At 61.3% G+C, this 18694-nt stretch carries 11 protein-coding genes and 2 pseudogenes; 12 read left to right on the forward strand and 1 reads right to left on the reverse strand.

Annotation, left to right across the window (positions count from 1 at the left end):
• Positions 1 to 38: 38 nt before the first annotated feature.
• The 4 genes and pseudogenes from B0O95_RS16115 (at position 39) to B0O95_RS08930 (ending at position 8085) form a co-directional block, all read left to right on the forward strand.
• Complete coding sequence (locus B0O95_RS16115) at positions 39 to 5468, forward strand: YadA family autotransporter adhesin (RefSeq protein ID WP_233203259.1); 5430 nt, start codon at positions 39 to 41, stop codon at positions 5466 to 5468.
• Between the two features lie 285 nt (positions 5469 to 5753).
• Positions 5754 to 6012 (forward strand): annotated as a pseudogene (locus B0O95_RS16545) (transposase); the annotation flags it as partial.
• Positions 6000 to 6242: pseudogene (locus tag B0O95_RS15540) on the forward strand (molybdopterin dinucleotide binding domain-containing protein); the annotation flags it as partial. The pseudogenes B0O95_RS16545 and B0O95_RS15540, both read left to right, overlap by 13 nt.
• Before the next feature lie 166 nt (positions 6243 to 6408).
• Positions 6409 to 8085 carry a long-chain fatty acid--CoA ligase gene (locus B0O95_RS08930; protein ID WP_104077595.1) on the forward strand — a complete coding sequence of 559 codons (1677 nt, stop codon included), beginning with the start codon at positions 6409 to 6411 and terminating at the stop codon, positions 8083 to 8085.
• A 170-nt stretch (positions 8086 to 8255) separates the two neighbouring features.
• Here B0O95_RS08930 and B0O95_RS08935 read toward each other — a convergent pair whose 3' ends face one another.
• Complete coding sequence (locus B0O95_RS08935) at positions 8256 to 9440, reverse strand: porin (RefSeq protein WP_104077596.1); 1185 nt, start codon at positions 9438 to 9440, stop codon at positions 8256 to 8258.
• A gap of 374 nt (positions 9441 to 9814) precedes the next feature.
• Between B0O95_RS08935 and coq7 the strand changes: the two genes are divergently transcribed.
• From coq7 to mraY, 8 genes are all read left to right on the forward strand, one after another.
• Entirely contained in the window at positions 9815 to 10444 is a 630-nt protein-coding gene (coq7, locus tag B0O95_RS08940) for a 2-polyprenyl-3-methyl-6-methoxy-1,4-benzoquinone monooxygenase (protein ID WP_104077597.1), read from the forward strand.
• Positions 10445 to 11010: 566 nt separating this feature from the next.
• Positions 11011 to 11439: a division/cell wall cluster transcriptional repressor MraZ gene (mraZ, locus tag B0O95_RS08950; protein ID WP_104077703.1), complete on the forward strand. Its 429-nt coding sequence runs from the start codon at positions 11011 to 11013 to the stop codon at positions 11437 to 11439.
• A gap of 14 nt (positions 11440 to 11453) precedes the next feature.
• Positions 11454 to 12407, forward strand: coding sequence for a 16S rRNA (cytosine(1402)-N(4))-methyltransferase RsmH (gene rsmH, locus B0O95_RS08955; protein WP_104077599.1), 954 nt, complete (start codon positions 11454 to 11456; stop codon positions 12405 to 12407).
• Positions 12404 to 12763: a cell division protein FtsL gene (gene ftsL / locus B0O95_RS08960; RefSeq protein WP_104077600.1), complete on the forward strand. Its 360-nt coding sequence runs from the start codon at positions 12404 to 12406 to the stop codon at positions 12761 to 12763. The genes rsmH and ftsL overlap by 4 nt, the downstream gene beginning before the upstream one ends.
• The gene (locus B0O95_RS08965; protein ID WP_104077601.1) at positions 12760 to 14550 is read left to right on the forward strand and encodes a peptidoglycan D,D-transpeptidase FtsI family protein; all 1791 of its coding nucleotides are present in this window, start codon (positions 12760 to 12762) and stop codon (positions 14548 to 14550) included. Before ftsL ends, B0O95_RS08965 begins: the two co-directional genes overlap by 4 nt.
• Positions 14547 to 16079, forward strand: a complete 1533-nt coding sequence (locus tag B0O95_RS08970) for a UDP-N-acetylmuramoyl-L-alanyl-D-glutamate--2,6-diaminopimelate ligase (RefSeq protein ID WP_104077602.1) — start codon at positions 14547 to 14549, stop codon at positions 16077 to 16079. The genes B0O95_RS08965 and B0O95_RS08970 overlap by 4 nt, the downstream gene beginning before the upstream one ends.
• Positions 16076 to 17506: a UDP-N-acetylmuramoyl-tripeptide--D-alanyl-D-alanine ligase gene (locus B0O95_RS08975; protein WP_104077603.1), complete on the forward strand. Its 1431-nt coding sequence runs from the start codon at positions 16076 to 16078 to the stop codon at positions 17504 to 17506. The genes B0O95_RS08970 and B0O95_RS08975 overlap by 4 nt, the downstream gene beginning before the upstream one ends.
• An 11-nt stretch (positions 17507 to 17517) precedes the next feature.
• On the forward strand, positions 17518 to 18687 hold the full coding sequence (gene mraY, locus B0O95_RS08980; protein WP_104077604.1) for a phospho-N-acetylmuramoyl-pentapeptide-transferase: 1170 nt from the start codon (positions 17518 to 17520) through the stop codon (positions 18685 to 18687).
• The last annotated feature ends 7 nt before the right edge of the window (positions 18688 to 18694 follow it).

Here is an 18694-nt window from a genome sequence, read left to right on the forward strand (position 1 = left end):
TTCGGAAAGAGTCGCGCTGGGATAAGAAGCCGTCCGATATGCAAGCGATGTCGATGAGCGACGCGGCATCGTACGGAGAAGGGTCGAGCCAGCCGAAGGTTCGGAAAGAGTCGCGCTGGGATAAGAAGCCGTCTGATATGCAAGATATGTCGATGGACGACGCGGCATCGTACGGAGAAGGGTCGAGCCAGCCGAAGGTTCGGAAAGAGTCGCGCTGGGATAAGAAGCCGTCCGATATGCAAGATATGTCGATGGACGACGCGTCATCGCACGGAGAAGGGTCGAGCCAGCCGAAGGTTCGGAAAGAGTCGCGCTGGGATAAGAAGCCGTCCGATATGCAAGCGATGTCGATGGACGACGCGTCATCGCACGGAGAAGGATCGGGCCAGCCAAAGATTCGGAAAGAGTCGCGCTGGGATAAGAAGCCGTCCGATATGCAAGATATGTCGATGGACGACGCGGCATCGTACGGAGAAGGGTCGAGCCAGCCAAAGATTCGGAAAGAGTCGCGCTGGGATAAGAAGCCGTCCGATATGCAAGATATGTCGATGGACGACGCGGCATCGTACGGAGAAGGGTCGAGCCAGCCAAAGATTCGGAAAGAGTCGCGCTGGGATAAGAAGCCGTCCGATATGCAAGCGATGTCGATGGACGACGCGGCATCGTACGGAGAAGGATCGGGCCAGCCGAAGGTTCGGAAAGAGTCGCGCTGGGATGTAAAGCCGTCCACGCTCGGTTCGGATACGCAAGATAAGCTGACTCCGAGACGGGAGCTGAAACAGCGACTGGATGTGACGACTGGAACACCAACGGATATTGGCGTACAAAGAGAAAAACGACGGCGCGAGAGGTCTCAGTCGGTCCCAATAAGTTTGCCCAGTGAGCCTTCGCCAAGGGAGGCAGACCGTTTGGTGAAAAGGAAGCGACCAACAAATGAACTGCTATCGGTCATAGACCTACAAAATGACAATGTAAAGCCCGGTGGCCCGCAGAAGGACGCAGCTAATCAAATCGACGCAGGGGGGCTGCACCCATCGCATACGGGAAAGGACCATGCCGACGACAGTCATGTGCTGTCACCTAGCATGCAAGGAGCTAACCGGGTACGCCAGCGGTCTCGGTCGCTACCAGTATTAGCGCCCGGGTTGGAACAACGCCGTTTGCAAGCTGATACGCCGCTGTTCGTTCCTGTGCACACATTTGACGACGGGAATCCGGATGGCGTGCAACAGGTAGGGGCGCACGAATTGGCCTGGCATCAATCGTCGTTTACCAATGTGCCGCCGATCACTGTTTCCGGCATAGATGTTAACGTCGTAGACAACAAGGTTGCTGTGTTGCATGACGCGAGTGGCAATACGCATACTCCAATTCTTGGAACTAATAGTTCCGCCTTTGAGAATGGAAGCAAAGGACAGTGGACGTTGGCCCCGTATGAGCCTGTGAAACCGTATATTGTGGACAGGGATGGCGATGGATGGCGAAGCGGCCCAGCCCCGTCAAGGGGGATGAAGCCGTCCACGCTCGGTTCGGATACGCAAGATAAGCTGACTCCGAGACGGGAGCTGAAACAGCGACTGGATGTGACGACTGGAACACCAACGGATGTTGGCGTACAAAGAGAAAAACGACGGCGCGAGAGGTCTCAGTCGGTCCCAATAAGTTTGCCCAGTGAGCCTTCGCCAAGGGAGGCAGACCGTTTGGTGAAAAGGAAGCGACCAACAAATGAACTGCTATCGGTCATAGACCTACAAAATGACAATGTAAAGCCCGGTGGCCCGCAGAAGGACGCAGCTAATCAAATCGACGCAGGGGGGCTGCACCCATCGCATACGGGAAAGGACCATGCCGACGACAGTCATGTGCTGTCACCTAGCATGCAAGGAGCTAACCGGGTACGCCAGCGGTCTCGGTCGCTACCAGTATTAGCGCCCGGGTTGGAACAACGCCGTTTGCAAGCTGATACGCCGCTGTTCGTTCCTGTGCACACATTTGACGACGGGAATCCGGATGGCGTGCAACAGGTAGGGGCGCACGAATTGGCCTGGCATCAATCGTCGTTTACCAATGTGCCGCCGATCACTGTTTCCGGCATAGATGTTAACGTCGTAGACAACAAGGTTGCTGTGTTGCATGACGCGAGTGGCAATACGCATACTCCAATTCTTGGAACTAATAGTTCCGCCTTTGAGAATGGAAGCAAAGGACAGTGGACGTTGGCCCCGTATGAGCCTGTGAAACCGTATATTGTGGACAGGGATGGCGATGGATGGCGAAGCGGCCCAGCCCCGTCAAGGGAGATGGAGGTTGGGCAGGCGCCGGCGGAACACCCGGCCTTGCCTCGAAGCAGCACGTCAACGATGAGCGATGCCGGCGCAGATTCGGTTTCTGTCAGTCAAGCCGCTGTAATGGCGAAGACGGATAATGAAAATCAGTCTCAAGTAGGCGAGAGCAACCCCGAACCGGTTGCCAGCAATTCCTCAAGTGTTTCGAATAGTGTGCAGGCCGATCAACATACAAACGCTGAGTCGACAAAAATCCAGGCCCCCGAGACCAGTTCGTCCCTTGCCGTGCAGCAGACAGCGGCTGAGAAGGTGCGAGATGCTGCGCCGGGCAACAGGGGAAGATCCAAATCGGCAGTGTTGTTGCATCAGCAGCTCCAGGTGGCGAAGCGGTTACGATCCAGCAGTGAAGACCGACACAGATCGGACGGCCTGGATGCAGCAGGCTTGGAGGGCGGTATATGGCAAAGCGGCCCAGCCCCGTCAAGGGAGATGGAGGTTGGGCAGGTGCTGTCGGAACACCCGGCCTTGCCTCGAAGCAGTGCGTCAACGATGAGCGATGCCGGTGCCAGTGTCGACAGTAAGCCAACACAGTTCGCTGGCGAGACCCGCATGCAACTCCAGGCTCTGGAGGCCAGTTTGTCCCCTACCTTGACTGCGGTTGGCAAGATGCAAGACGTTGCACCGGGCAATAGGGGTGGATCTGACGAGGCAGAGTCGCCGCAGCAGGAGCAGCCAGCCGGCCATGAGGCGAGCGCCACAATGTTGGTACACTCGGCCTCGCGCCGAGGCAGCGCGTCAACGATGAGCGATGCCGGTGCCAGTGTCGACAGTAAGCCAACACAGTTCGCTGAAGAGACCCACACTCAACTCCAGGCTCTGGAGGCCAGTTTGTCCCCTACCTTGACAGTGGTTGGCAAGATGCAAGACGTTGCACCGGGCAATAGGGGTGGATCTGACGGGGTAGAGTTGTCGCAGCAGGCGCAGCCAACCGAGCCGGTGGCAAGTGCCACAACGTTGGCACACCCGGCCTCGCGCCGAAGCAGCATGTCAACGATGAGCGATGCCGGCGCCAGTATCGACAGTAGGTCAACACAGTCCGCTGACGAGATCCGCACTCAGCTTCTGGCCCAGACCCCGGAGGCCAGTTTGTCCCCTGCCTTGACAGCAGCTGACAAGATGCAAGACGTTGCACTAGGCAACAGGGGCGGATCCGACTCGGCAGAGTTGCCGCAGCAGGCGCAGCCAACCGAGCCGGTGGCAAGTGTCACAATGTTGGCACACTCGGCCTCGCACCGAAGCAGTGCGTCAACGATGAGCGATGCCGGCGCCAGTATCGGTAGTAGGTCAACACAGTCCGCTGACGAGACCCGCACTCAGCCCTTGGTCCAGCCTCCGGAGGCCAGTTCGTCCCTTGCTGTGCAGCAGACAGCGGCTGAGAAGGTGCGAGATGCTGCGCCGGGCAACAGGGGAAGATCCAAATCGGCAGTGTTGCTGCATCAGCAGCCCCAGGTGGCGAAGCGGTTACGCTCCAGCAGTGAAGACCGACGCAGACCGGACGGCCTGGATGCGGCAGGCTTGGAGGGCGGTATATGGCAAAGCGGCCCAGCCCCGTCAAGGGAGATGGAGACTGCGCAGGCGATTGAATCGCTGGTTCACCAAGAGTGGCCAACCGAGCATGATGCAAGCGCCACAATGTTGGCACACCCGGCCTCGCGCCGAGGCAGTGCGTCAACGATGAGCGATGCCGGTGCCAGTGTCGACAGTAAGCCAACACAGTTCGCTGGCGAGACCCGCATGCAACTCCAGGCTCTGGAGGCCAGTTTGTCCCCTACCTTGACTGCGGTTGGCAAGATGCAAGACGTTGCACCGGGCAATAGGGGTGGATCTGACGAGGCAGAGTCGCCGCAGCAGGAGCAGCCAGCCGGCCATGAGGCGAGCGCCACAATGTTGGTACACTCGGCCTCGCGCCGAGGCAGCGCGTCAACGATGAGCGATGCCGGTGCCAGTGTCGACAGTAAGCCAACACAGTTCGCTGGCGAGACCCGCATGCAACTCCAGGCTCTGGAGGCCAGTTTGTCCCCTGCCTTGACAGCGGCTGACAAGGTGCAAGGCGTTGCACCGGGAAATAGGGGTGGATCTGACGGGGTAGAGTCGCCGCAGCAGGAGCAGTCAGCCGGCCATGAGGCGAGCGCCACAACGTCGGCACACCCGGCCTCGCGCCGAAGCAGCACGTCAACGATGAGCGATGCCGGCGCCAGTATCGACAGTAGGTCAACACAGTCCGCTGACGAGATCCGCACTCAGCTTCTGGCCCAGACCCCGGAGGCCAGTTTGTCCCCTGCCTTGACAGCAGCTGACAAGATGCAAGACGTTGCACTAGGCAACAGGGGCGGATCCGACTCGGCAGAGTTGCCGCAGCAGGCGCAGCCAACCGAGCCGGTGGCAAGTGTCACAATGTTGGCACACTCGGCCTCGCACCGAAACAGCACGTCAACGATGAGCGATGCCGATACAGATTCGGTTTCTGTCAGTCAAGCCGCTGTAATGGCGAAGACGGATGATGAAAATCAGTCTCAAGTAGGCGAGAGCAACCCCGAACCGGTCGCCAGCAATTCCTCAAGTGTTTCGAATAGTGTGCAGGCCGATCAACATACAAACGCTGAGTCGACAAAAATGACGTCCTTGACACGGCCCGGCCCAAGTACGACAGCCGCTACGTCACGTGATGCCGCCCCCGAACAAGACGTGCTTCATGGGTGGTTGCGCGAGGCGATCGCGGCAGAGTTGCCGTCGGTCATGACCGAGCAACTCGGTATTAGCGTCGACGAAACCCGCGTATCAGTCGGCACGCCTGGCCAAGAGCGCAAGATCACGCATGTCGCACGCGGCACTGAACCGACCGATGCAGTCAACAAAGCTCAGCTGGACGAAGCCGTTGCGCGTGTCGATCGCGACGCGTCAGCAGGCATTGCAGCGGCAATGGCGGTGGCGGGATTGCCACAACCGACGTTGCCCGGGAAGAGTCTGGCGGCGTTTGCGGGTGCAACATACCGCGGCCAGTATGGCGCTGCGCTTGGCATATCGCACGTCACGCCGAATAATCGCTGGGTTTTCAAGCTCGCCGCAAACGCGAACGGTCGCGGTTATTTTGGAGCCGTTGCGTCAGGAGGATTCCAATGGTGATAGGTCCTCCTTAGCAGTTCACGATTTTGCAATGTGGCACTGACGTTGCAGAATCGGATGTAAGGCGATATTCGGTATTTGTGCGTAGGCACCTCGTCATTTGGAACGGCATAAGCCAAGTGCGAATGTTTCAGCAGAGGCATTCGCACGTTTAAGCATGACTATGCAACGCACATTGCTGCGCACGGTTCGACGACTAAAAATCTCTGACAAAATAAGCCCCTAGGACTGTCAGCCTGCATCGTGTTTAGTTAACCGCATCGTTGTTTTGCTGGCGATGAGATCATGGCTAAACCGTTACTTGATGACGAACTGTGGTTGCTGATCCAACCGCTTCTGCCACCACCTATACCATGCCGGGCGCGCTACGTCGTCGAAAGCCGCTCGACAATCACGCCGTGTTGACCGGCATTCTGTTCGTGCCGCACACACTGGCATTGCCTGGGAAATGCTTGCGCAGGAGACGGGAGGTGGCTCGGGCATGAGCCGTTGGTGTCGGCTGCGCGATTGGCAGCAAGCAGGCATTTGCAATCAGCTGCACGAGGCATCGCAAACGGCATAACGGTGCGCATCTTCGACGACCGTGGCGCGATGACTGAGCGAGCCACGGTCACGGATCGCGCACGCGAACGAGTGATGGCTGGCTTGTCGATCCGGTGGAAGAAACAGGCTCCGGATGGCCGCAACGCCAACGAGGTGACCCGCCAGCGATGACCGACTTGGGCCGCGGTGCAGGCGCTCTACAACTGCCTGGTCCAGTTCGAAGCCGCTTGAACGGTCAATGCTTCCTGCACGGTCAGCACCGACTGCACGGTCAATGCCGGCTTAAAGGGGCAATGCCGGCTGAGGAGACCATCTAAAGCGATTGTCCGAGAACGCCGTTGCGGCTAGCATGCCATTTTTAGCACGATCATTCGAAATCAATCGGAGGAGGTGCCGCATGGAACGCATCTGGCTTAAATCTTATCCCGCCGGCGTGCCAGCGGATATCGATCCGTCGATCTATGCGTCGGTGACGCTGCTGCTCGAGGAGAGCTTCGGCAAATTTGCTGAGCGGCCAGCGTTTGCCTGCATGGGGCAGGTATTGACCTACGGGGAACTGGACCGGCTGTCGCGGGCATTGGCCGCCTATCTGCAATGCAAGGGTCTGACTAAGGGCGCTCGCGTCGCGGTGATGATGCCAAACGTGCTGCAGTATCCCGTTGCAATTGCTGCCGTGTTGCGGGCCGGATATGTCATGGTCAACGTCAATCCGCTATACACGCCGCGCGAGCTTGAACACCAGCTGCGCGACAGTGGCGCACAGGCAATCATCCTACTCGAGAATTTTGCGACGACGCTGCAGGCGGTCGTGCCCAACACCGATGTCAAGCACATTATCGTGGCCGCGATGGGCGACCTGATGGGCGTGAAGGGCTGCCTGGTCAATTGGATCGTGCGGCATGTGAAAAAGATGGTGCCGGCCTGGTCGCTGCCGGGCTCAGTGCGCTTCAACGATGCGCTCGCGCAGGGCAAGCGAGGCACATTTCGCCCCGTGCAGCAAGGACCGGATGATGTCGCCTTCCTGCAATATACCGGAGGCACGACGGGTATCGCGAAGGGGGCGACGCTGCTGCATCGGAATATCGTTGCGAACGTACTGCAATCGGAAGTCTGGCTTAATCCGGCGCGCAGCGCGCATGCAGAACTCACGCAATTTACTACGGTGATCGCGCTTCCGCTGTATCACATCTATGCGTTGACCGTCTGCGCACTGCTGACGATTCGTACCGGCGGGCTCGCGGTATTGATTCCAAACCCGCGCGATATTGCCGGTACGATCAAGCAGCTGAAGGGGTACGCGGTCAGTATGTTCCCCGCGGTCAATACACTGTACAACGCGCTGCTCAATCATCCCGACTTCGGCAAGCTGGACTTTTCGAAACTGGTGGTAGCTAACGCGGGAGGGATGGCCGTGCAGGAGGCGGTGGCAAAGCGGTGGTACGAAATGACCGGCGCGCCGATCGTCGAAGGCTATGGTTTGTCCGAGACGTCACCTTGCGTGACGTGCAACCCGGCGACCTCGACCGAGTACACAGGCACGATCGGCTTGCCGTTGCCGTCCACCGAAGTGTCGATCCGCGACGACGAGGGCAACGAGTTGCCGCTGGGGCAGCCCGGCGAGATCTGCATTCGCGGCCCGCAGGTAATGGCCGGCTACTGGAACCGCCCGGATGAGACGGCCAACGTGATGACGGCGGATGGTTTCTTCAAGTCCGGCGACGTCGGCGTGATCGATGAACGTGGTTACGTGAAAATCGTCGACCGCAAGAAGGACATGATCCTGGTGTCGGGCTTCAATGTCTATCCGAACGAGGTCGAGGACGTGGTCGCGCAGATGCCGGGCGTCTATGAGGTCGCCGCGGTGGGTGCAGCGGATCCGCATTCCGGCGAGGTGGTGAAGCTGTTCATCGTGAAGAAAGACCCAGCGCTCACCGAGCAGGCTGTTATCGCGTTCTGTAGGGAGCGCCTGGCTGGCTATAAGCGTCCGAAAGCGGTCGAGTTCAGGGTTGAACTGCCGAAGACAAACGTCGGCAAGATCCTGCGGCGCGAGCTGCGCGACGCGCCTCGACATTGAGCTTGCCCTGACATTAAGTTTGCTGGGACGGCGAGTTCGCCGAGACATTGAGCTGGTCCCGACGCTGAACTAGCTGCGACGTCGAACCTGCCGTGATATCAGCGTGGCAGCGCATTAAAAAAGGCACCCGAAGGCGCCTTTAAAGGTTACAACCGTTTTAAAGCATGTTATTAGAACTTGTGGCGGATGCCGACGCGAACCGTGGCTTGGTTGTTCGTCGTCGACGGCGACAGGCCCATGATGTTGGCGGTGGCCGCAACCACTGAGTCTACGCTGCTTGACGAAGTCGACACCGTGTTGCCCGACGCGTGCTGGTATACACCGATCAGGTACACGTCAGTACGCTTGGACAGGAAGTAGTCCGCGCCCAGCGCGCCTTGATGGTACTTCGCAGGAGACTGGCCGTTGATCGAGCTGCCCTTCGTGAAGTCATACGCTGCGCCGAGCACCAACGCCGGGGTCAACTGGTACTTAAAGTTGATTTCGGCGTTGTTGAACGTCGCCGTGCTGCCGGCGAAAGCCGATGCGTACGTGCTGCCCAGCTTGTAGAACTTCGTGTTCGAGTACGTGATGCCGACCGTTGCCGGGCCGAACGTGTACGCGCCGCCCGCACCGATCACTTGATACGTGTGGGCCGAGCCGTAGCCGCCGTAGACCGACGAGGTCACGTTCGACACGCCAGCGTTGATCGTGCCCGACGTGCTGTTGCCAAAGAAACTGACGTTCGGGTTACGCACGTTCAAGTAGCCGACACCCAACACCAACGGGCCGTTCGTATAGCCGGCGCCCAGCGAGAACGCTTGGTTGCGCGAGAAGTCGCCAGCCACGCCGCCCAAGCTGTACAAGCCGCCGAAGGTCAAGCCTGCGAAGTTTGGGCTCGTGTACTTGATCGAGTTGTTGATGCGATAGGCGTTGTTGAAGTTGTCCAGGTCGCCCGGGTGAGCGGCGATGTAGCCACCCCATTGGTCACCGGCTTCCAGCGGGCCGACGTAGTCGACCACGGAGTCGTATTGACGACCCAGCGTGACCGTACCGAAGCTGCTCGACGACAGACCGACGAACGCTTGACGGCCGAATTCGAGGCCGCCTTGGCCGAACTTGCCGGTGTTGACGTCAAAGCCGTTTTCCAACGTGAAGATCGCCTTCAAGCCACCGCCTAGGTCTTCGGTGCCACGCAGGCCCCAACGGCTGCCTTGCATCACGCCGCTGGACAGGTTCCATAGCGTGTGGCCGCCGCTGTTGCTTGTGTAATTCAGGCCTTCGTCAATGATACCGTACAGAGTCACGCTGCTTTGCGCATGGGCAACACCTGAGAAAGCGCCCAATGCCGCGAGAGCGAGAAGCGACTTTTTCATCGAAATGATCTCCAGAGATTGTCTGACTTATAGGCAAGGTCAGTGTGATAATTCCTTGCTTTGCAACTTCGCGAGAAGCTAGACCTTAATGTAGCAAAAGGGTCCGTATCGACCAAGAAAAAGACCGGTTTTGTCCGTGCTTAGGGTGCCTTGTGTCACTTTTACGCAACAGTCGGCCATTAATCATTCCTGATCGGCCATGTCGGAAAAGAATTGATTCAATTTCAATGGTTTATGAGCGTTGATGTGATGGCGAAATCGTTTAAGTTAACCCGGCGCTATCCGTTGCGCGGCGGTTGCCGGGCGCGGGTGCGCGCAAGGGGTGCCCGGTGCCGCGTCCAGTGATAGTGACGTATGGATGAAGGAGTATTGAAATGTTGTTCGACGAGTTGATCGGGGAGTTTGACCGTGGCTTGCGCTCGATCACAGGGGTGGCCAGAATGAGCCGGCCGGTGCCGCAGCCCGACGTGGTGGCCGACGACAGTGAAATGACGGTGGCCGAGCAAAGTCATGCGGCGGCGCTGATGCGAGTGAACCATGTCGGTGAAGTGTGCGCGCAGGCGCTTTATCAGGCGCAGAAGTTGGCGACCCGCTCCGAGCGGCTGAAGCAAGCGTTCGAGCGGGCTGCGCGCGAGGAGGAGGACCACCTGGCGTGGACCGCGCATCGGTTGCGCGAACTAGACTCGCGGCCGAGTTTGCTCAATCCGTTGTGGTACGCTGGCTCGCTTGCCATCGGCTTTGTCGCCGGCCGGTTCGGCGATCGCGTCAGCCTTGGCTTTATGGCTGAAACGGAGCGCCAGGTCGAGCAGCACCTGGATGGCCATCTGGACCGGCTGCCGGCGCTCGACCACGCGTCACGTGCGATCGTCATGCAGATGCGCACAGATGAGATTACACATGCGCGCGCTGCGTCGGACGCCGGCGGCGTGGAGCTTCCCGCCCCGGTGACCGCACTGATGCGCGTGGCCGCGCGCATGATGACCCGTACTGCGTACTATATCTAGTGCCATCGCATGCGCCGCCCGGACCTGGTGGGCGTGGGATCGGCCGCAGGCGGGCGACTTTCCAATGCCGATTGCGTCGACACGGTGCGACTGCCGGCGATCTGTTCGCGTCGACATGGCCGGGTGCCGCGACGCCGAGCGTGTTGACACGGCCGGTAGCTCGCAACGTCGATCGCGTCGGCCCTACGGGCTATCGGGTCAACGCGCCCGATCCGGCGTGGCGCCGCTATCATTGCGCAAAAATGACCTTCTGCCGACCCGCGAACCCCGCGACGCAGTGAAAAAAGTGCCGAATTCTCACGTACTACTTTTAAAAGCGCAGACAATCCCTTCATTTAGTTGAAAAATCCCTATGGAACCCGCTTTAACGGGGTGCGCTAAGTCTTTGTTCTATCGAATGAATTCGTGTGCAAAACCGCAGTTGCGCCCTTGACCCCTGCCGGGCGTTCCTCTAAAGTGGGGTCCAGTGTGAAAAAGTGTAGTTTTGTGTGTTATCTGCACGACTTGTGCGATGAGGTGGGTCCGGGTGGCATGCGCTGCGCATGTCGGTGACAGGGAGATGGGACGTGTTCCAGGGGGCGTCGGCGCTAACGCTCGATGCGAAGGGCCGGATGTCGGTGCCGTCGCGTTATCGGGAAGCGCTACTAGGACAGGCAGAGGGCCGGGTAACGATCACCAAGCACCCGGATGGCTGCCTGTTGCTATTTCCATGGCCCGAATGGGAGGCGTTCCGGAACAAGATTGCCGCGTTGCCGATGGATGCGCACTGGTGGCGACGGATCTTCCTCGGTAATGCGTCGGACGTCGATATGGATTCTGCGGGCCGGGTGCTCGTCTCGCCTGAGTTGCGTGCCGCTGCGAACCTGGAGCGTGAAGTGATGCTGCTTGGCATGGGCAGCCACTTTGAGTTGTGGGATGCGCAAACGTATGCCGCGAAGGAGCAGGCCGCGATGGCGCAAGGTATGCCCGACGCACTAAAGAACTTTACTTTCTGATTGCGGAGCATCGGATGGCATCCGCGATAGAAAAGCCGGGACAGCATCGCACGGTGCTGCTGGACGAAGCGGTCGATGCGCTGGTCACGCGCGCCGATGGGATCTATGTCGATGGCACATTCGGCCGGGGCGGCCACAGTCGCGCGGTGCTCGCGCGGCTTGCGCCTGCCGCGCGGTTGATTGCGTTTGACAAAGACCCGCAGGCGATCGAGGTGGCACGCCAAATCGCCGATCCACGGCTGGATGTCGTGCATGGCAGCTTCGCGCAATTGCGCGACGTGCTGGCGGCGCGCGGCGGTGTGCGCGTGTCGGGCGTATTGCTGGATCTGGGCGTGTCGTCGCCGCAAATCGATGATCCGGCGCGAGGTTTCAGCTTTCGCCACGATGGTCCACTGGACATGCGCATGGATCCGACGCGCGGCGAGTCCGCCGCACAATGGCTCGCGCATGTAGACGAGCGGGAATTGATAGAGGTGATACGGGATTATGGGGAAGAACGGTTTGCTGTTCAGATTGCAAAGGCGATTGTTGCTCGCCGGGCGGAATCCGGGCGTCTCGGGCCTCTCGTGCGCACACGCGAGCTTGCCGAGATCGTGGCGCGTGCCGTCAAGACCCGCGAGAAGGGCCAGGACCCGGCCACTCGCACCTTTCAAGCTATACGGATTCACATCAATCAAGAGCTTGCGGAGCTGCCGGTAGTTCTTGAGACTGCATTGGAGTCGTTGGAGCAGGGGGGCCGGTTGGTGGTCATCAGCTTTCATTCGCTAGAGGACCGCATCGTCAAGCGATTCCTTCAATCGCGCGCGCGCGCGCCGGCCATGGACCGGCGCTTGCCGATTCGCGCGGCGGACTTGCCCAGTCCGCCGTTGCGCATTCTTGGGCGTGTCTTTGCTGGCGAAGCGGAAGTGGCGGCCAACCCGCGTGCCCGCTCCGCCGTGATGCGCATCGCCGAGCGGGTGTTGGCATGAGCCGGCTCAACATTTTCCTGCTCATCGTTGTGTTGGGCTGCGCGCTGTCGGTCGTCAACGCGACGAACCGGCAGCGCGAGGTGTTTATCGATCTTCAGCGCGCCCAGTCGCAAGAGCATCAGCTGCAGTTGGACTATGCGCAGTTGCAATACCAGCAAAGCGCATTGTCGAAGACCTCGCGCATCGAGCGTATCGCCACCGCCGACCTGAAGATGCAGCCGGTGGTGCCGGGTCGTACCCAGTATGTGAGCGTTGACCCGGCGAGCGTGCCGGCCGATACGCCGCCGGCCAGCGACGTGGGGGCTCGCGCCTCTGGCTCCGCGTCGCCGGGCGCCACGGCGGGAGTGGCCCGATGAAGCGCTCGGCCCATCCTCGTCGTCATGTACCGTTCTCATCGAGTCCGGTGCTGTCGGTGCACTTGCCGATGTGGCGCTCCAAGCTTGTCGTGTTTCTGCTGTTCGTCGCGTTCGTCGCACTGGCGACGCGTGCATTCTGGATCCAGGGACCGGGCAACGCATTTTATCAAAAGCAGGGTGAAAGCCGCTACCAGCGCACCATCGAGTTGCCGGCCACGCGCGGCAAGATCCTGGACCGCAACGGGCTAGTGTTGGCCACCAGCTTGCCGGTGCGCGCGATCTGGGCCATTCCCGAATCGGTGCCCGACGATCTGGGCGCCGATAAGCTGACGAAGCTCTCGCAGCTGTTGTCGATGGGTGAGAAAGAATTGCGCGCAAAGTTGTCGCAGGACAAGACATTCGTCTACGTGAAGCGGCAAGTGCCACTGGACGTCGCGCAGAAGGTCGCCTCACTAGACATCCCCGGCATCTACGCGCGTGCTGAATACAAGCGCTTTTATCCGGAAGGCGAAATCACCGCGCATATGATCGGCTTCACCAACGTCGAGGACGAGGGGCAGGAAGGCATCGAGCTGGCGGACCAGAAGGAGTTGGCCGGCGTGCCGGGTAGCCGCCGCGTGATTAAGGACCGGATCGGGCGCATCGTCGAGGACGTCGACGAGTTGGTCAAGCCGCGCAATGGGCAGGACGTCGAGTTGTCGCTGGACAGCAAGATCCAGTACATCGCGTACGCTAACCTGAAGGCGGCGGTCGATCGGTTCAAGGCGAAGGCCGGCGCGGCGATCGTCATCGACGTGAAGACGGGCGAGGTGCTCGCGCTGGTCAATTATCCGACGTACAACCCGAATGACCGCTCGCACATGACCGGCGAACAGTTGCGCAATCGTGTGCTGACCGATGTGTTTGAGCCCGGCTCGATCATGAAGCCGTTTACTGTGTCGCTCGCGCTGGACCTGCACCGCGTGTCGCCGACGACGTTGGTCGATACCGGCGGGGGCCGCTTCACGTTAGATGGCGCGACGATCACGGACGACGCCGGCTTTGGCGTGTTGACCGTCGGCGGCGTCATTCAGAAGTCCAGCAACATCGGCGCGACAAAGATCGCGATGCAATTGCGGCCCGAGGAAATGTGGAATATGTATACGAGCATCGGATTGGGCCAGGCGCCGAAGGTCGGCTTTCCCGGCGCGGCGGCTGGACGGTTGCGCCCTTGGAAGAGCTGGCGTCGCATCGAGCAGGCGACGATGTCATATGGCTACGGCTTGTCCGCGTCGCTGTTCCAGCTCGGTCGGGCCTATACCGCGATCGCGCATGACGGCCGCATCATTCCGCTCACGCTGGTCAGAGGCAACAACGGCGACGAGCCGCAAGGCACGCAGGTGTTCTCGGCCGCCACGGCGCGGCAGGTTCGCGCGATGCTGGAGACCGTCACGCAGCCGGGCGGCACATCGCCCGATGCGGCAGTGCTGGGCTACCGCGTCGGCGGCAAGAGCGGCACTGCATACAAGCACGTGGGACGCGGCTACGACCGCGGTAAATATCGGGCGTCGTTCGTCGGCATGGCGCCGATGCCTAATCCGCGCATCGTAGTGGCGGTGTCGGTCGATGAGCCGACCGCCGGCAGTCACTTTGGCGGACAGGTCTCCGGTCCAGTCTTCTCGGCGATTGCCGGCGACACGCTGCGCTCGCTGAATGTGCCGCCCGACATGCCGGTTAAGCAGCTCGTGGTCAGCAACGACGCTAAGCCAATCATCAATGTGAGCGCGACGCAAAGGACCGTACGATGAGCCGCCCGCCACTGACGCCCGAACAAATCGAGCGCGCGCGGGCCGATGTGCTCGCGTGGTTGCGCACCCGGCTTGCGCCGCATGCGCAATTGCAGGCGGACAGTCGCGCGGTGCGCGCCGGCGACGCGTTCATCTCGTATGCAGTGGACGGCGCAGACAGTCGTCCGTATATTGCCGATGCATTGCAGCGCGGCGCGGCGGCCGTGCTGGTCCAGGCCGGCGGCGGGTCTTCGGGCGGCGAGCCGGTGCTCGAGGTCCCTGAACTCGATCAACTTGCGGGCCACATTGCTAGTGCGTGGTATGGCGAGCCGAGTCGCGACATGCTGCTGGTCGGCATCACGGGCACCAATGGCAAGACCACCACCAGTCACTGGGTCGCGGGCGCGCTGAGCGGCAGCGGCACCCGTTGCGCGATCGTCGGCACGTTGGGCACCGGACTGCCGGGGCAGCTTTCGCACACCGGGTTCACGACCCCCGACGCGCCGCAGGTGCACCGCAGCCTTGCGGCGCTGCGTGCGCACGGCGCAAGCGCAGTATCGATGGAAGTGTCCTCGCACGCACTGCACCAAGGGCGCGTGAATGGCGTCGCGTTCGACATTGCGGTGTTCACTAACCTGACGCAGGACCATCTCGACTATCACAAGGACCTCGCGTCGTACGAGGCCGCCAAGGCGCGGCTGTTCGACTGGCCGGGCTTGCGCGCGGCGGTCATCAATCGCGACGACGAGGCCGGGCGCCGGCTGATCGGGCATTTGGCCACACGGGTGCGCACGATCTCGTACGGCATCGCCTCGACCAGGCCGCGCGGCGACGCTTCGCTGCATGCAATGGCGATCCGCGCGACCGCCACCGGCACCGCCTTCACGGTGGTATCCGACTGGGGGCACGCCGAACTCGAGGTGAGCCCGCTCGGCACGTTCAATGTCGCCAATTTGCTCGCCGTCCTCGGCGTGCTACTGGCCGCCGACGTGCCATTCGATACGGCGCTGTCGCAAATCACGCGGCTGGAACCGGTCAACGGCCGGATGCAACAGCTCGGCGGGCGGCTGCAAATGGACGAGCCGCTGGTGGTCGTCGATTATGCACATACGCCGGACGCCTTGGAAAAGACGCTCGACGCACTGCGGCCGATCGCCACGCAACGGGGTGGCAAGCTCGTCTGCGTGTTCGGCTGTGGGGGCGAGCGCGATGCGACCAAGCGGCCGCTGATGGGGGCGATTGCCGAGCGGCTCGCCGACAGCGTCATCGTAACGAGTGACAACCCGCGTAGCGAGCCGCCGCTGGCAATCATCGGCCAAATCGTCGGTGCGATGCGCGAGCCGGCACGCGTGCGCACCATCGAGGATCGCGCCGGCGCAATACTGCAGGCGGTGCGTGGCGCGGCCGCTGCCGACGTCGTGCTGATCGCCGGCAAGGGACATGAGGCAACACAGGAAGTGATGGGCAAAAAGCGGCCGTTTTCGGATCAGGATCATGCACGCCTCGCGCTCGCGTCGCGTGCCACGCAACCTCGCGGAGAAGCCGAATGATGAGGTTGACGCTGCGCGAGGCGGCTGCACTGATCGACGGCGCCACGGTATTGGGCGACGATACGGTCGCTTTCGATCAAGTCTCAACCGACAGTCGCAGTTGTGGGCCGGCAAGCCTGTTCGTCGCGCTCAAGGGCGAGCGTTTCGACGCGCACGATTTCCTGCCGGAGCTTGCGCGGCGCGGCGTGGCCGCCGTATTGGTGTCGCGTAGCCCCGGCGACTGGCGTGTGCCGGCGATCCGCGTGGCCGACACTCGGGCCGCGCTCGGTGCGCTTGCGGCCGGCTGGCGTCGCAGGTTTGCGTTGCCGCTGGTCGCAGTGACCGGCAGCAATGGCAAGACCACGGTCAAGGAAATGATCGCGTCGATCTTTGCCGCCGCCGTCGGTCACGCGCAGTGGCTCTCGACGCAGGGCAACCTGAACAACGACATCGGCGTGCCGCTCACATTGTTGCGGCTCGCGCCGCAGCATCGGCTCGCGGTCGTCGAGCTTGGCATGAACCATCCCGGCGAAACGCAGCAACTCGCCCGGATTGCCGGACCCACGATCGCGCTGGTGAACAATGCCCAGCGCGAGCATCAGGAATTCATGGCGACGGTCGAGGCCGTGGCGCTGGAGCATGCGAGCGTGATCCATGCGCTGCCGCCGGACGGCACGGCGGTGTTCCCCGCCGACGATCCGTATGCCGGCATCTGGCGGGTGGCGGCCACCGGCAACCCGATCGTGGACTTCGCGCTGCGCCGGCCCGGTGCCCATAGCGATGCGGCGGTTCAGGGTACGATCGCGGACACCGGCGCATTGCGAATCGAGACCCGCGCCGGCGCGCTCGAGGTATCGTTGCGCGCGCCCGGCGAGCACAATGCGCGCAATGCGCTCGCTGCCACCGCGGCCGCGCTTGCCGCCGGCGTCGGACTGGACGCGATACGGCGCGGGCTCGAGGCCTTCGAGCCGGTCAATGGACGGCTGCAGGCCAAGCTTGCCCAAGCGACGCCATGGGCCGGCGCGACGGTCATCGACGATACCTATAATGCCAATCCGGATTCGATGCGCGCGGCGATCGACGTCCTGGCCATGCGTGCAGCGCCGCGCGTGCTGGTGATAGGCGACATGGGAGAAGTCGGTGACAACGGCCCCGCGTTTCATCACGAAGTCGGCGTCTATGCGCGCGAACGCGGGCTCGATGCACTGTACGCGCTCGGTGACGCGAGTCGCGCTGCGTGCACCGCGTTCGGCCCGCACGCTCATCATTTCGATTCGGCCGAGGCACTCGTTTCCGCGCTGCTCCGCAAGGATGCCGTCGCATCGGAGCGCGCCGCCGGTGCGACGATCCTGGTTAAGGGTTCGCGTTTCATGCGCATGGAGCGCGTGGTCCAGTCTCTGACCCTTCCCACTGCAACCGATGCGCCGGCTAAGACCGGCGCGCATTGAAAGGACCTCGAATGCTATTGGCGCTGGCGCAATGGCTGCAAAGCGATGCAAGCTATTTGCGTGTGATCAACTATCTGACGTTTCGCGCGGTGATGGCGACCATCACCGCGCTGTTGATCGGACTCGTCTGCGGCCCTCCGGTGATCCACAAACTTTCCGCGCTGAAGATGGGCCAGGCCGTGCGCAAGGACGGACCGCAGACGCATTTAATCAAGTCCGGCACACCGACGATGGGCGGTGTGCTGATCCTGATTGGCATTGCCGTGTCGACGCTGTTGTGGAGCGACCTGACCAATCGCTTTATTTGGATCGTGATGCTGGTCACTTTCGGCTTCGGTGTGATCGGCTGGGTCGACGATTATCGCAAGGTCGTCTACAAGGACCCGCGCGGCATGTCCTCGCGCGAAAAGTACTTCTGGCAATCGGTGATCGGGTTGTTCGCCGCCGTGTATCTCGCGTTTTCGGTATCCGAGGCGAATAACGCGCGCGTGTTCGATCTGTTTATGGCGTGGGTGCGCAGCGGATTTTCAATCGGCTTGCCGGCGCGCGCCGATCTGGCCCTGCCGTTCCTGAAAGCGATCAGCTATCCGCTCGGTGTCTGGGGGTTCATTGCGTTGACCTATTTCGTGATCGTCGGCTCGAGCAATGCGGTGAACTTGACCGACGGGCTGGACGGACTGGTGATCATGCCGGTCGTGCTGGTCGGGGCAGCGCTCGGCGTGTTCGCGTATGTGATGGGCAGCGCCGTCTATTCGAAGTACCTGCTGTTTCCGCATATTCCCGGCGCGGGCGAGTTACTCATCTTCTGTTCGGCGATGGGCGGCGCGGGACTCGCGTTCCTTTGGTACAACACGTACCCCGCGCAGGTATTCATGGGGGATGTCGGCGCGCTCGCGCTCGGTGGCGCGCTGGGCACGATTGCGGTGATCGTGCGGCAGGAAATCGTGCTGTTCATCATGGGCGGCGTGTTCGTCGCCGAGACCGTCTCGGTGATGTTGCAGGTCACGTGGTTCCGCTACACGAAGCGCCGCTATGGCGAGGGTCGGCGCATCTTCAAGATGGCGCCGTTGCATCACCATTTTGAGTTGTCCGGATGGAAGGAAACCCAGGTGGTAGTCCGCTTCTGGATCATCACGTTGATGCTGTGCCTGTTTGGTCTGTCCACGCTGAAATTACGGTAACTGGGAA

Origin of the sequence: Mycetohabitans endofungorum (assembly GCF_002927045.1) — a bacterium.
GTDB lineage: Bacteria > Pseudomonadota > Gammaproteobacteria > Burkholderiales > Burkholderiaceae > Mycetohabitans > Mycetohabitans endofungorum.

Bases quoted from the DNA above. Each gene is read 5' to 3' on its own strand.
- B0O95_RS08930 (WP_104077595.1), top strand. From the start codon at position 6,409: ATGGAACGCATCTGGCTTAAATCTTATCCCGCCGGCGTGCCAGCGGAT.
- B0O95_RS08975 (WP_104077603.1), top strand. From the start codon at position 16,076: ATGATGAGGTTGACGCTGCGCGAGGCGGCTGCACTGATCGACGGCGCC.
- B0O95_RS08935 (WP_104077596.1), bottom strand. From the start codon at position 9,440: ATGAAAAAGTCGCTTCTCGCTCTCGCGGCATTGGGCGCTTTCTCAGGT.
- ftsL (WP_104077600.1), top strand. From the start codon at position 12,404: ATGAGCCGGCTCAACATTTTCCTGCTCATCGTTGTGTTGGGCTGCGCG.
- B0O95_RS08970 (WP_104077602.1), top strand. From the start codon at position 14,547: ATGAGCCGCCCGCCACTGACGCCCGAACAAATCGAGCGCGCGCGGGCC.
- mraY (WP_104077604.1), top strand. From the start codon at position 17,518: ATGCTATTGGCGCTGGCGCAATGGCTGCAAAGCGATGCAAGCTATTTG.
- B0O95_RS16115 (WP_233203259.1), top strand. From the start codon at position 39: ATGCAAGCGATGTCGATGAGCGACGCGGCATCGTACGGAGAAGGGTCG.
- B0O95_RS08965 (WP_104077601.1), top strand. From the start codon at position 12,760: ATGAAGCGCTCGGCCCATCCTCGTCGTCATGTACCGTTCTCATCGAGT.
- coq7 (WP_104077597.1), top strand. From the start codon at position 9,815: ATGTTGTTCGACGAGTTGATCGGGGAGTTTGACCGTGGCTTGCGCTCG.
- rsmH (WP_104077599.1), top strand. From the start codon at position 11,454: ATGGCATCCGCGATAGAAAAGCCGGGACAGCATCGCACGGTGCTGCTG.